The organism is Deltaproteobacteria bacterium RBG_16_64_85, assembly GCA_001798885.1.
GTDB lineage: Bacteria > Desulfobacterota > Deferrimicrobia > Deferrimicrobiales > Deferrimicrobiaceae > FEB-35.
On the sequence record MGQW01000044.1, the window covers coordinates 14,950 to 28,748 of the forward strand.

Consider the following 13,799-nt stretch of genomic DNA (forward strand, 5'->3'; position numbering starts at 1 on the left):
CTACATCCCGCCTCGATCGATCAGGAGCAGGACCAGCCCCGTCACGAAGATATTGAGAAGCGCCAGGGGAAGCATCACCTTCCATCCCAGCCGCATGACCTGGTCGTACCGGAACCGGGGGATCGTCCACCGGACCCACACGAAGAGCCAGCAGAAAAAGAACGTTTTCGCAACGAACGACCCGATCCGAAGGAGGAGCACCGCCCAGGCGGGAACCGCGACGGAAACGCCGCCGGGGAATGCAAACCCCGTATTCCCGAGGTACGGGAACTGCCAGCCGCCGAAGAAAAGGGTCGCCAGGACCGCCGAGCCCACCACCAGGTGGATGTACTCGGCCATCATGAACATGGAGAACTTGAAGGAGGCGTACTCGGTGTGGTATCCGGCCACCAGCTCCGACTCCCCCTCGGGAAGGTCGAATGGGGTCCGGTTCGCCTCCGCGTAGAGCGCGGTGAGGAACAGGATGAATCCCAGCGGCTGGACGAAGACCCCCCACTTCGGCAGGACCCCGAAGAGCAACTCGCCCTGTCCCCGCGCGATCTCGGAGAGCTGGACGGAGCCGAATACCATGAGGATCCCGACGATGGAGAGCCCCATCGATACCTCGTACGAGATCATCTGCGCGGAGGAACGCAGGCCGCCCAGGAGCGGGTACTTGCTGTTGGAGGACCAGCCCGCGAGCACCACGCCGTAGACCGTCATCCCGGAGATGGCAAACAGGTAAAGGATGCCGACGTTCAGGTCCGCGATCTGGAGCGCGATCTGCTTTCCGCCGAACGTGACCGGGGGCCCGAACGGGACGACGGCCATCGTCATGACCGCCGGTGCGAGCGCGAACATCGGCGCCATCTGGTAGAAGAGCCGGTGGGCGTTGTCCGGGATGAAGTCCTCCTTGAAGAGGAACTTGAGCGCGTCGGCCAGGGGGTGAAAGATTCCGCCCAGGGTGAGCCCCAGGATGCGCGCCCGGTTGGGGCCCCGCCGGTCCTGGATGTAGGCCGCCCCTTTCCGTTCCACCCACGTCATGATGACGACGAGCCCGAAAACGAAGGCAAAGAACACCGCGATCCGCGCCACGGACACCGTGATGTCGAAGAGGGGGGTCATTTCGGCCCTCCGGCCACCTGACCCGGGTCCCCCAGGGATTCGTAGCTCATCCCGGAAAACGGCGCCTCCGAGGCGGACAGCGCCTGGAACACGGAGGCCTCCCCGGCCAAGGTCCAGCCCGCGCCCAGCAGGTTCGCCATCCCCGCGACGATCCCGATGTCGTTTCTCGCCTTGCCGCGCGGCGGGAACCCCGGCCGGAACCGCTGCACCCGCCCCGCGAAGTTGGTGAAGGTCCCGCCCCGCTCGGCGAAGGAGGCCGACGGCAGGACGGCGTGCGCCGCCCGGGAGAGCGCCCCGTTGTTCGTCCCCACGTGGGCGATGAAAGGGACGTTGGACAGGAGCGGGCCGATCTCGCCCTCCGCGAAATCGGCGAGGACGTTTCCGAACACCAGGAGCGCGCGGATCTTCCTCTCGGAGATCGCCCGGACCGTGCGGTCGAACCCCTCCTCGGTGAAGCCGAACAGCATCGCCCCCTTCGAGTTCGGGTTTTTATCCGCCTTGATGAGGAAATCGTCCGATGCGGGACGCCCGGGCGTGCGGGAGCTGAATCCGTAGTTCGGCGTCCGCAGGACTTCCTTCGCCAGCTTCCGGACCAGGAACAGCTCCTCGTTGGAGGACTGCGGCGAAGCGATGACGGCCACCGATTCGGGACCGCCCGCCTCGACCGCCTCCCGGAATTTGAGAGAAGTCGCGAAGAGGGCGGCATCCCAGTCGGCGGCGACCGACTGCCCCCCCTCGCGGATCACGGGCGTCAGGAGCCTGTCCTCGTTGGCCTTCTTGTACTCGAGCCGCCCGAAGTCGCACAGCCACGTCTGGTTGACGGCGTCATTCCGGCGGGGCCGGAACCGGTAGAGGATGTCCCCCTTGAAGTCCGCGTGGATGTTGCACCCGTTGGAGCAGCCGGGGCAGATCGAGTCCGCGCTTTTCAGGAACCAGACCCGGCACTTGAACCGGAAGTCCTTGTTCGTCAGCGCCCCCACCGGGCAGATGTCGGCCAGGTTGCCGGTGTAATCGTTGCGGAGCGGCCTGCCGGGAAAGATCGAGATCTCGGAGTGGTCCCCCCGGCTGAAGAACTCCATCTCGCAGGTCCCGGTGACTTCCCGGAGAAACCGGACGCAGCGGGAGCAGAGGATGCACCGCTCGGCGTCCAGGACGATCTGCCCCCCGATGTCCTGCACCTTCTTCTTGTGGACCTTGTCCTCGAGGGCGTACCGGCTCTTGTGCAGCCCGAACTTCATGTAGTAGTTCTGCAGGCCGCACTCGCCCGCCTGGTCGCAGATCGGGCAGTCGATCGGGTGATGGAGGAGCATCAGCTCGAGGACCCCGGTGACGGCCTTCTTCACCTTCTCCGTGTCGGTCCGGACCACCATCCCCTCGGTCACCACGGTATTGCAGGAGATCTGGAGCTTCGGGAACTTCTCCACCTCCACCAGGCACATCCGGCAGTTCCCCGCGATCGAGAGCTTGGGGTGGTAGCAATAGTGGGGGATCTCGATCCCGATCTGCCCCGCGGCTTCGAGGATCGTCGTCCCCTCGGGGACCGTCGTGGAGACTCCGTTGATGAGGAAGGTCGGCATGGGTCCCTAGAATCTGTTCCCGAACGGGCATTTTTGGTCCCGGATGTGCCGGTCGAACTCTTCCCGGAACTTCCAGATGAACGACTGGGCGGGCATCACCGCCGCGTCGGCCAGCGGACAGATGGTCCTCCCCATCATGTTGTCGCACACGTCGAGGACGAGCTCGAGGTCCCCCTCCCGCCCCTGCCCGTTCTCGATGCGGCCCACGACCTTCGCCAGCCACCCGGTCCCTTCCCGGCACGGGGTGCACTGGCCGCACGATTCGTGCGCGTAGAATTTCATCAGCACCGAGAGGGCCCGGACCATGCAGGTGCCTTCCGCGATGACGATGACGCCGCCGGACCCCGGCATCGTTCCGATCTTCCCCATCGACTCGATGTCGAACGTCACGTCGATCTCGTCCGGGCGCAGGACCGGCGTGGACGATCCGCCCGGGATCACGGCCTTGAGCGCTTTTCCGTCCTTCAACCCTCCGGCGTGCGTATAAATGACCTCCCGCAGGAGCACCCCCGCCGACAGTTCGTAGACGCCGGGCCGGTTCACGGGGCCGCTGACGCCGATCAGGCGCGTGCCGCCGTTCTTCTCCACCCCGAGGGAGGCGAACTTCTCCCCCCCGTTGGCGACGATCCACGGCACGTCCGCGATCGTTTCCACGTTGTTCACGATCGTGGGGAGGCCGAACGCCCCGACGGAGGCCGGGAAGGGCGGCTTGATCCGGGGCCATCCCCGCTTCCCCTCAAGCGAGTTGAGAAGGGAGGTCTCCTCGCCGCAGATGTAGGCACCCGCGCCGCGGTGGACGGTAACGTCCAGGTCGAACCCGGAGCCCAGGAGATTCTTCCCCAGGAATCCCTTTGCGTACGCCTCGGCGATTGCGTCCTCCAGGATCTTCGCCTCGCGGACGAACTCCCCCCGGATGTAGATGTAGCTGACGTGGATCGTCATGGCATAGGAGGCGATCGCGATCCCCTCCAGGAGGAGGTGCGGCGCCTTGGCCATGATCTGCCGGTCCTTGAACGTCCCCGGCTCCCCCTCGTCCGCGTTGACCACCAGGACCCGCGGGCGGGAGAGGTCCTTCGGGAGGAATCCCCACTTCACCCCAGCCGGGAAGCCGGCGCCGCCCCGGCCGCGCAGGTTCGCCTTCTTGACCTCCTCGACAATCTGCTCCTTAGGGGTGGAGAGCGCCTTCCGCAGCGCCTCGTACCCGCCGAGCTCCAGGTACCTGTCGACGCGGCGGTATTGCTCGTCGGCGAAATGGGTGGTGAGGACCGTTTCCATCGTCGTCTTCGCTTTTCCCCGTTACGGAAGCCGGTCGAGGAGGGCGTCGATCTTCTCCTCGGTCAGGTCCTCGTGGTAGTCGTCGTTGAGCTGCAGGACCGGCGCGGTCCCGCAGCTGCCCAGGCACTCCACCTCGGACAGCGTGAATTTCCCGTCCGGCGTCGTCTTCCCCGGCCGGATCCCGAGCTTCTTCGACACGTGCTCGATCAGGTGCTCGGCGCCCAGAAGCGAGCAGGAGAGGTTGCGGCAGATCTGCACGTGGTACTTCCCCACCGGCTTCCGGTTGTACATGGTGTAGAAGGTCGCCACCCCCTCGATGCGCGCCGGGGTGAACCCCAACAGGTCGGCGACAACCACGATCGCCTCGTCGGAGAGGTAGCCGAACTCGCGCTGGGCCAGATACAGGGCCGGAAGAATCGCCGCCTCCTTGTCCGGGTAGCGCGAAAGTACCGCCTCGAGCTCCCGCCGGGCCGTATCGGAAAACGCCGCGCTCACCGGTCGAGCTCCCCCGCGATGATGTTGACACTTCCCAATACCGCGATGAGGTCCGCGATCATCTGCCCCTCGCAAAGGAGTGGCATCCCCTGGAACATGTTGAAGCACGGGGGACGGACCTTGATCTTGTACGGACCCCCGCCGCCCTTGCTGACGATGTAGTATCCCAGCTCCCCATTGGCCGCCTCGGTGGCCGAGTAGACTTCGCCGGCGGGGACCCGGATCCCTTCCATGATGTTCTTGAAGTGCTGCATCAGCGACTCGATGTTCGTGTAGACCAGCTCCTTGTCCGGGAGGAGGTAGCGGGTGTCGTCGATGTTCACCGAGCCCCCTGGGAGCTGATCCAGCGCCTGCTCGATGATGCGCACCGACTGGCGCATCTCCTCCATCCGGACCATGTACCGGTCGCACGTGTCGCCCTTCAGGCCGATGGGGACGTCGAAGTCGAACCGGTCGTAGACGAGGTAGGTCTCGTCCTTGCGCAGGTCCAGGGGGACTCCCGCCGCCCGGAGGCACGGGCCCGTGAAGCCCATCGCGATCGCGTCCTTCGCGGTAATGGGGCCCACCCCCATCGTCCGCTCGATGAAGATCCTGTTCTTCGTCAGCAGCGCGTTCACGTCGGCGATCGCCGGCAGGATCACGTTCCGGCAGATGTCCCGGCATTTCGCGGCCCAGCCTTCGGGCAGGTCCCACTGCATGCCGCCGATCCGGGTGTACCCTGTCGTAAGGCGCGTGCCCGTCAGCGGCTCGATCAGGTGCATGTAGACCTCTTCGCGCGGCTTCCAGAAGTACCAGAAGTTCGTGAGGGCCCCCAGGTCGACCATGTTCGTGCCGATGCACACCATGTGGTCGATGATCCGGGAGAGCTCGCAGACGAGCACGCGGATGTACTTGCACCGCTCGGTGACCTCGATCCCGCACAGCTTCTCCACGGCCATCGCGTATCCCACGTTGTTCATCAGCGGGGAGACGTAGTTCAGCCGGTCGGTGTACGTGACCACCTGGGTCCAGGTATGGTCCTCCGATTCCTTCTCGAAGCACCGGTGCAGGTAGCCGAACTCGGGGGTGAGCGAGAGGATCGTTTCCCCGTCCAGCTCGGCGACGAGCCGGAGCGTAGCGTGCGTGGCGGGGTGGGAGGGGCCGATGTTCAGGATCACCGGCTCGGCCTGAAGGTCGAGCTTTCCGCGCCCCCTCTGTGCTCCGACGATTTCCGCCATGTTACTCTTCCGGCCCCACGGTGGGCTGCCGCCTGGCCTTTGGGTAGTCCTTCCGCAGCGGGTGTCCGACGAACGCCTCGTACATGAGAATCCTTTTGAGGTTCGGGTGGTTGCGAAAGACTATGCCGTACATGTCGTACGCCTCGCGCTCGTACCAGTTGATCCCCGGCCACACCGAAACCACGGAGTCGATCGTCGGGTCCTCCTCGGGGAGGCGCGCCTTGATCCGCACCCGGTGCTTCTTCTCCAGGGAATAGAGGTGGTAGACCACCTCGAACCGGGGGATCTCGCCGAGGTAATCCACCCCGGTCAGGTCCATCGCGAAGTCGAAGAGCAGGTCGGAGTCGTCGCGCAGGAACGTGCAGATCTCTACGATCTTCTCCCGGCGGACCAGGGCCGTGTCGTCGCCGAAGTCGGAGTGCGTCGAGACGATCGCATCGCCGAACCTCTCGGTCAGCTTTCGCAGCACCGGGCTTTTCGTCTCTTCGGCCATTTCCCTTCCGCTATGCTTTCAGATCTTGATCGGCCAGCGCTCCGCTGCCCGCGGGGCGCCCGTCGTAAGCAGTTTCTGGATGGCCACCACGGCGTCGATGATCCCTTCCGGGTTCGGCGGGCAGCCGGGGATGTACACATCCACCGGGATGATCTTGTCGATCCCCTGCAGGACGCTGTAGTTGTTGTAGAAGCCGCCGGAGGAGGCGCAGGCCCCCATCGCAACGACCCACTTGGGCTCGAGCATCTGCTCGTAGATGCGGACCAGGACTGGCGCCATCTTGTAGTTGATCGTCCCGGCGACGAGGAGCATGTCCGCCTGCCGGGGGGAGAACCGGACGACCTCGGCCCCGAACCGGGACAGGTCGTAGTGCGTGCCGAACGCCCCCATCACCTCGATCCCGCAGCAGGCGGTCGCAAACGTGAAGGGGTAGATCGAGTACTTGCGCCCCCACGCGATGATCGCCTCGAGCGTCGTCAGGGCGTACCCGCCTCCCGGGAGGGGGTTTTCCGGGCGATTCCCTACTGCCATTCCAGCGCTCCCTTTTTCCACGCATAGATGAGGCCCGCGAGCAGGATCAGGATGAAGATCCCCATTTCGATGAAGCCGAACCATCCCAGCTGCCGGAAGAGGATCGCCCACGGATAAATGAACGCCGACTCCAGGTCGAAAAGGATGAACAGAATGGCAATCAGGTAGAACTTCACGGAGATGCGCACCGAGGCGGTTGTGAAGGGATCGACGCCGCACTCGTAGACGCTGTACTTGACCCGATCGTATCGCTTGGGGCCCAGCGCCTGGGAGAGGAAGACGAACGCCACCGACATCCCCACCCCGATCACCAGCATCAGGAGGACCGAGAAATACGGATCCGAGAACTCGATGGAGGAAACGAAGTTCGCCACGGCGCCCCTTTCCAGCGAACTAGAAAACGAGAAGTTTAACGGAATTCGCGGCTACCCGGATCACGGGCTCCCAGTATACTCCAAGAACGAGCGTCGGAATCACGAGAAGGCAGAGGAGCGCCCGGGGGAATGCGGGTACGGAAAGCTCCGCGCTCTCCTTCGGGTCCTCCAGGAACATGACCTTGACGATGCGGGCGTAATAGTACAGCGAGACGACGCTGTTGATCGCCGCCACCAGGGCCAGCCAGTAGACCCCCCGGTCGATGACCTCGGCGAAGAGATAAACCTTCCCGATGAACCCCGAGAAGGGCGGGATGCCCGTCAGGGCGAACAGGAAGATGGCGAGGGAAACGGCGGCGAACGGCGCCCGGCTGCCCAGTCCGGAGTAATCGGCGATGTCCTCGCTCCGGGTCCCGTTGGCCACCAGGATCACCACGTAGAACGCGCCCAGGTTCATGAACAGGTACACCACGAGGTAGAACAGGATCGCCTTGAGGCCGGCCGGCGTGAGGAGGACGAACCCCATCAGCATGTACCCGGCGTGGGCGATGGAGGAGTAGGCCAGAAGCCTCTTCACGTTCTTCTGGTTGATGGCAACCAGGTTCCCCACCGTCATCGTCACCGCGGAGAGAACCGCGAACAGCAGGGTCCAGTCCACGGCGGAGGAGATCCTCCACGCCCCCTCCGCCCCGTCGGGGGAGGCGAACACGGTGTAGAAGAACCGCACGAGCACCGCGAACCCCGCAGCCTTGGGGCCCACCGACAGGAAGGCGGTGACCGGGGTCGGTGCCCCCTCGTACACGTCGGGGCTCCACATGTGGAAGGGGACCGCCGCGATCTTGAACCCGAACCCGACCGTCACCATCACCGCCGCCAGGAACACCGGAAGCGTCGCCTTCCCGAGGGCCAGCGCCCGGCCGATCTCCCCGATCTGGGTGGTGCCCGTCAGGCCGAACAGCAGCGAGAAGCCGTAGATCATCACGCCCGACGCGGTCGCCCCGTACACGACGTACTTCATCGAAGCCTCGATCGACGATTCCTTCCCCTTGAGATAGCCGGCAAGCAGGTACGACGGGATCGAGACCAGCTCGAGGGACAGGTACAGCATCACGATATCGGTCGACGCCGCAAGGAGGAACATCCCGAGCAGCACCGACAGGAGGAAGATGTAGTACTCGGCCTGGCTCCTGCCGGCGAGCTCCGCGCAGTCCATCGACATGAAGATGACGACGATCGTGGCCAGTGCGGTCAGCGCCTTGAAGAAGACGGCAAAACCGTCGAGCGCCACCATCCCCTCGAAGAGCGGCTTGCCCGGCCCCGCGGGCTGGATTGCGGTCAGGAGGAGCGCTGCCCCGACGCCCGCCAGGGAGAGGATCGCCGGAGCGGACGACTGCCGGTTCTTCCCCGCTACGTGCACGACGACGAGCAAAAGGATCGTCGCCGTGACGGCGAACTCGGGCAGGAAGAAGTTTACGCTGGCGAGGTTCCCCAGGGGCATCCTAGATCACCGTCTTCACGATGTCGACGAGCTTGATGAGCGAGGTGTTCATGAGGTTGAGCACCGGCATCGGATAGACCCCGAGGATCAGCGTCATCAGCGCCAGCGGGGTGAGGCAGAAGATCTCGCGTGCGTTGATCTCCTCGAGCTGGGCGTACTTGGGGTTGAGCGGCCCCAGGAAGACCCGCTGGAGCGCCCAGAGGTGGAACGCAGCGACGATGATGATCCCGGAGGCGCCGATGATGACAAAATTCTTGAGGACGCCGAACGACCCGATGAAGACCATCGCCTCGGCGACGAACCCGGAAAAACCCGGCAGGCCGAGCGATGCGAAGAACGCCACGCTCACGAAGAAGGTGTAAACCGGCACGACGGCGCCCAGTCCCCCGAACCCGTCGATGTCGCGGTGGTGCGCCCGGTCGTAGACGACGCCGACGAGGAAGAAGAGCATGGACGTGATCATGCCGTGGGAGAACATCTGGAACGAGGCGCCGATCATCCCGGCCGGAGTGAGCGCCGCCATCCCGAGGAGGCAGAACCCCATGTGGCTCACCGAGGAATAGGCGACCAGTTTCTTGAGATCCGATTGCGCCATGGCGCACAGGGCGCCGTAGACGATGTTGATCACCCCGAGGACGGCCATCGGAATGACGAACCACTTTGTCACGTCCGGGAAGATCGGGAAGGAGATCCGCATCAGGCCGTACGTCCCCATCTTCAGGAGGATCCCCGCCAGGATGACCGAGATCGCCGTCGGCGCCTCGACGTGGGCGTCGGGGAGCCACGTGTGGAACGGGAACAGAGGGACCTTGATGGCGAACCCGATGAACAGGCCTATGAACAGCAGGATCCGGACGTCGAATCCTTTCAGCCACCCGTTGTGGGTCGACTGCTGCATGTAATGGAGCATGTTGAAGGTGTGCCCGCCCGTCTCGGGGTTCGTCGTGTTGAAGTAGAGCGCCAGGATGACAAGGAGCATCAGGACCGAACCGAGCAGCGTGTAGAGGAAGAACTTGATGGCCGCGTACTCGCGCCGCGGGCCTCCCCAGATCCCGATGAGGAAGTACATCGGCAGGAGCATCACTTCCCAGAAGACGTAGAACAGGAAGAAGTCCAGCGACGCGAAGACGCCCATCATGCCGGTCTCGAGCAGGAGGAAGAGCGCCATGTACCCCTTGATCTGCTTCTCGATCCCCCAGGAGCCAATCACCGCCAGGAAGGAGACGATCGCCGTGAGGATGAGCATCGGCACCGAGATCCCGTCGGCCCCCATGAAGTACTCCACGTTGATCGAGGGGATCCAGCTGAAGCGCTCGACGAACTGGAACTGGTTCGCCACGTTCACGCCGGCCACCGTTGGGTCGAACGCGACCCAGAGCTTGATCGCCAGCGGGACCGGGAGAAACGACGCCACGGCGGCGATCGTCTTGACCAGATTGTCGTTGCCCTTCGGCAGGCAGAGGATGATCGCCCCGCCGGCCAAGGGGAGGAACGTCATCAGGCTCAGGATGTGACTGTCGATGAAACCCACGGAAGACCTCCTCCGGTCAGAAAGCTTTAACCAGGTAAATGATCAAAATCCCGCCCGCCAGGACGAACACGTAGTGATAGAGCTTCCCGGTCTGGAACCGGCGGAAGAAGGAGCCGCTCTCTATCGTCACGGTCGCCACGCCGTTCACGGCGCCGTCGACCACGCTGTTGTCGAACTTGCCGACCAGGAAAGAAGTCCATACGCCCAGCTGCGCGCAGAGGTTGACGAGCCCGTCCACGACGTGCAGGTCGAACCACCCCAGTCCCCGGGACAGGGCTTTCATCCCGTTGACGGCCGTCGCCTCGTACAGCTCGTCGAAGTACCACTTGTTCCTGAGGAACGTGTGCATGGGCGAAAACGCCGCAGCCACCCGGTCGGGGTTCACCCAGCCGAAGAAGTAGACGACGAAGGCCAGCGAGATCCCGAGCGTCCCGACGGCGACCGACGAGAACATCGCCCACGTGTGGGCCGTGTGCGCCAGGTGCGCGTCGTGGTCGGATTCCCCGCCGTGCGCGGCGGCATGCCCGCCGGTCCTCTCGGTGCGGGAGCCGGAAACGTCGTGCGTCGCGGTCGAGGCCTCATGGACGGGCGTCTGCGCATGCGGAAGGGCCGCCGCCAGGGAGGAGGAGTCCGCCGTTGCGGGCTCTCCATGCACCGCCGCGGACACGACCGGCACCGCCGACGCGGGCTTCTTCACCAGGTCGCCGAACCAGCCGCTGTACCAGAAGGAGAACGACAGGCCCGCCAGGATCACCAGCGGGACCCACATGTTGGGGGGCGACTCGTGCGCGTGGTCGAACTTGTGGTGGTCCTTGGGCTTCCCGAGGAAGGTGAGGATCACCAGCCGGAACATGTAGAAGGCGGTCAGCCCCGCCGTGAACAGCGCGCCGGCGAACAGGAGGATGTGCTTCGGGTTCCTCAGGCCGAACTCGAGCGCCGCGCCCAGGATCATGTCCTTGCTGTAGAAGCCGGAGAAGAACGGCACGCCGGCGATCGACAGGGTCGCCACCAGGAACGTGACGAACGTGATCGGCATCTTCCTGCGCAGTGCGCCCATTTCGGTGATCTCCTGGCTGTGCACCGCGTGGATCACCGATCCCGACCCGAGGAACAGGCACGCCTTGAACGCCGCGTGCGTCGTCAGGTGCGCCAACCCCGCCGTGTAGCCGCCGACGCCCAGGCCCATGATCATGAAGCCGAGCTGCGAGCAGGTCGAATAGGCGAGGACCTTCTTGATATCGGTCGCCGCAAGCGCGATCGTGGCCGTGATGAACAGCGTGACGAGCCCGATGTAGGCGATGACGAGGAACGCGTCGGGGGTGAAGATGGGGTACACCCGCCCGACGAGGTAGACGCCGGCGGCGACCATCGTCGCGGCGTGGATCAGGGCGGAAACCGGGGTGGGGCCCTCCATCGCGTCGGGGAGCCAGACGTGCAGCGGGAACTGGGCGGATTTTCCGATCGCCCCGCAGAAGATACCGATCCCCGCCAGGGTCAGAAGCGTCCCCTCGATCTTCCCCTCGCGGATCGCCTGGAACACCTCGTCGTACCCCAGCGCCCCGGTCGTGGCGAAAAGCAGCAGGAACCCGAGCAGGAACCCGAAGTCGCCCACCCGGTTCACGATGAACGCCTTCTTGCCGGCGTCGGATGCCGACTTCTTCTCGAACCAGAACCCGATGAGCAGGTAGGAGGAAACCCCCACGAGCTCCCAGAAGATGTAGATGAAGAAGAAGCTGTCCGACAGGACCAGCCCCAGCATCGAGAAGGAGAAGATCGAGAGGTAGGCGAAGTACCTGCTGTACCGCGGGTCGCCGTGCATGTATCCCACGGAGAACAGGTGGACGAGGGCGGAAACCCCGGTGACCACCAGCAGCATCACGGCGGTGACGTTGTCGATCAGGATCCCGGCCCGGATGACGAACCGGCCGCCCAAGTCGAGCCACGGGAACGTGACGTGGTATTTGAAATTCGGGTCGTAGACCCGGAAGACCTCGTAGAAGATCCCGATGGAGATCGCCAGCCCGATGGCGATCGCGCCCAGCGAGACCCAGTCCCCCTTGCGCGGCAGCCGCCTGCCGACCGCGATGTTGATGAAGAAGGCGAACAGCGGCAGGAGCGGAATGAAGTGTGCGTATCGGATCAAGATCTACCCCTTGAGATGGTCGGCCGTATCCACTTCGACGGTGCCCGTCGTGGCGTACAGCCGCAGGAAGATGGCCAGCGCGACGGCGGCCTCGGCCGCCGCGAGCACGATCACGAAAACGGCGAAGATCTGCCCGCCGATGGTGCGGGACACGTAGTGGGAAAACGCGACGAAGTTGATGTTCGCGGAGTTGAGGATCAGCTCGACCCCCATGAGGACCGCCACCGCGTTCCGTCGCGTCAGGATCGTGTAGAGGCCGCAGCAGAACAGCGCGGCGCCGACGACCAGCAGCTTGTCCAGGCCCATTTACTTCGGCTCCTCCATGTCGGCCGCTCTCCCCTTCCCTCCTTCGGGCCGGGACAGCAACGCGGCGCCGATCATCGTCGCCAGCAGCAGCACCGAGGCGGCCTCGAACGGCAGCAGGTAGCGCGTCATCAAGAGCTCTCCGATCTCGGCGGTGGACGGCAGGTAGACGATCTCCGGCTTGATGGGGAAGGCCGTGGAGACCGCCGTGTACGAAAGGACGCCGAAGAGCGCCAGGCAGAGGAGGGCGGCCTGCCAGTGGAAGCGCGCCGGATTGGAGATCTTGACGTCGGAGATCCGGTTCGAAAGGAAGACGGCGAACATAATCAGGATGAGGATCCCCCCCACGTACACCAGCACCTGGGTGGCGGCGAGGAAATCCGCCGACAGGAACACGTACAGGCCGGCCACCCCAGCGAACGAGAACAGGAGCGCGACGGCGGAATAGACGATGTTGGGCAGAATCGCCACCAGGATGGCGGACCCCACCGTGAGGGCCGCGATGAGATAGAAAACAAGGTTCGCCGGTCCCGTCATCCCTTTTTCTCCGGGTCATCCTTTGCCGGCGGGTTCGCCGCCGCGGGGGTTGCCGCAGGCGCTGCCGGGCTCGCCGCTGCGGGGGTTGCGGCAGGCGCTGCCAGGCTCGCCGCCGCCTTGGCCGCTTCCGCCGCTTTTGCGGCCTCGGCCGCCTTCGCCGCCGCCTCCGCCACCTGCTTTGCCACGCGCGCCCTGATCCCGGCGGGGTCCTCGTGGACGAAATGGAGGATCAGCTCCCCGCGGTCGACCGACGCCTTCTCATAGCCGCTGGTGTGGACGAGCGAATCGGTCGGGCAGACCTCCACGCACAGGCCGCAGAACATGCAGCGCCCGATGTTGATCTCGTAGGAAACGAGCACGAACTTCTTGTCGGCGCCACGTACCGCCTCGAGGGAGATGCAGTCCATGGGGCAGACCTTTACGCACATGGAGCAGGAGTTGCACTTCACGATGTCGTTGTGGAGGAAGCCGCGGAACCGCTCGTCGGGCTCCCGGCGCACTTCGGGGTACTGCTGAGTGACCTCCTCGCTCGCGTCGACACCGTACCGGGCGGTGATCCGCATCCCCTTCGCGGTGGTGACTACGGCCTCGAAGATGTCGTTGATGTATTCCTTCAATCCCATCCCCGCCTCTTTTAGAAGATCGAAGCGATCATCTGGGGGATCCCCTTGCCCTTGAAGACCAGGAGCCACAGGGAGACGCCCAGGAGGTTCGCGAACGT

At 64.6% G+C, this 13,799-nt stretch carries 14 protein-coding genes and 1 pseudogene (1 of these 15 running past the window's edge); all 15 read right to left on the bottom strand.

Annotated features, from left to right (window positions below; translation table 11 throughout):
- Positions 1 to 1,104, bottom strand: coding sequence for a hypothetical protein (locus A2Z13_05280; protein ID OGP78958.1), 1,104 nt, complete (start codon positions 1,102 to 1,104; stop codon positions 1 to 3).
- Entirely contained in the window at positions 1,101 to 2,681 is a 1,581-nt protein-coding gene (locus A2Z13_05285; GenBank protein ID OGP78959.1) for a hypothetical protein, read from the bottom strand. Before A2Z13_05285 ends, A2Z13_05280 begins: the two co-directional genes overlap by 4 nt.
- Positions 2,682 to 2,687: 6 nt before the next feature.
- Positions 2,688 to 3,956 (bottom strand): NADH oxidoreductase (quinone) subunit F, encoded by a 1,269-nt coding sequence (locus A2Z13_05290; protein ID OGP78960.1) that lies wholly within the window; start codon positions 3,954 to 3,956, stop codon positions 2,688 to 2,690.
- 21 nt (positions 3,957 to 3,977) lie between these two features.
- Positions 3,978 to 4,451: a hypothetical protein gene (locus A2Z13_05295; protein OGP78961.1), complete on the bottom strand. Its 474-nt coding sequence runs from the start codon at positions 4,449 to 4,451 to the stop codon at positions 3,978 to 3,980.
- Positions 4,448 to 5,668, bottom strand: a complete 1,221-nt coding sequence (locus A2Z13_05300) for an NADH dehydrogenase (quinone) subunit D (protein OGP78962.1) — start codon at positions 5,666 to 5,668, stop codon at positions 4,448 to 4,450. The genes A2Z13_05295 and A2Z13_05300 overlap by 4 nt, the downstream gene beginning before the upstream one ends.
- 1 nt (position 5,669) lies before the next feature.
- Positions 5,670 to 6,161, bottom strand: a complete 492-nt coding sequence (locus A2Z13_05305; GenBank protein ID OGP78963.1) for an NADH dehydrogenase — start codon at positions 6,159 to 6,161, stop codon at positions 5,670 to 5,672.
- An 18-nt stretch (positions 6,162 to 6,179) separates the two neighbouring features.
- Positions 6,180 to 6,692, bottom strand: coding sequence for a hypothetical protein (locus tag A2Z13_05310; protein OGP78964.1), 513 nt, complete (start codon positions 6,690 to 6,692; stop codon positions 6,180 to 6,182).
- Positions 6,683 to 7,009: an NADH-quinone oxidoreductase subunit A gene (locus tag A2Z13_05315; protein OGP78978.1), complete on the bottom strand. Its 327-nt coding sequence runs from the start codon at positions 7,007 to 7,009 to the stop codon at positions 6,683 to 6,685. The genes A2Z13_05310 and A2Z13_05315 overlap by 10 nt, the downstream gene beginning before the upstream one ends.
- A gap of 76 nt (positions 7,010 to 7,085) precedes the next feature.
- Positions 7,086 to 8,564 carry a hypothetical protein gene (locus tag A2Z13_05320; protein OGP78965.1) on the bottom strand — a complete coding sequence of 493 codons (1,479 nt, stop codon included), beginning with the start codon at positions 8,562 to 8,564 and terminating at the stop codon, positions 7,086 to 7,088.
- Position 8,565: 1 nt separating this feature from the next.
- Positions 8,566 to 10,074, bottom strand: a complete 1,509-nt coding sequence (locus A2Z13_05325; protein OGP78979.1) for an oxidoreductase — start codon at positions 10,072 to 10,074, stop codon at positions 8,566 to 8,568.
- 37 nt (positions 10,075 to 10,111) lie between these two features.
- Positions 10,112 to 12,241 carry an NADH-quinone oxidoreductase subunit L gene (locus A2Z13_05330; GenBank protein ID OGP78966.1) on the bottom strand — a complete coding sequence of 710 codons (2,130 nt, stop codon included), beginning with the start codon at positions 12,239 to 12,241 and terminating at the stop codon, positions 10,112 to 10,114.
- Complete coding sequence (locus tag A2Z13_05335; protein ID OGP78967.1) at positions 12,242 to 12,544, bottom strand: NADH-quinone oxidoreductase subunit K; 303 nt, start codon at positions 12,542 to 12,544, stop codon at positions 12,242 to 12,244.
- Positions 12,545 to 13,078, bottom strand: a complete 534-nt coding sequence (locus A2Z13_05340; protein OGP78968.1) for a hypothetical protein — start codon at positions 13,076 to 13,078, stop codon at positions 12,545 to 12,547.
- Complete coding sequence (locus tag A2Z13_05345; protein OGP78969.1) at positions 13,075 to 13,701, bottom strand: hypothetical protein; 627 nt, start codon at positions 13,699 to 13,701, stop codon at positions 13,075 to 13,077. The genes A2Z13_05340 and A2Z13_05345 overlap by 4 nt, the downstream gene beginning before the upstream one ends.
- A 28-nt stretch (positions 13,702 to 13,729) precedes the next feature.
- Positions 13,730 to 13,799: pseudogene (locus tag A2Z13_05350) on the bottom strand (hypothetical protein) (it continues 1,019 nt past the right edge of the window).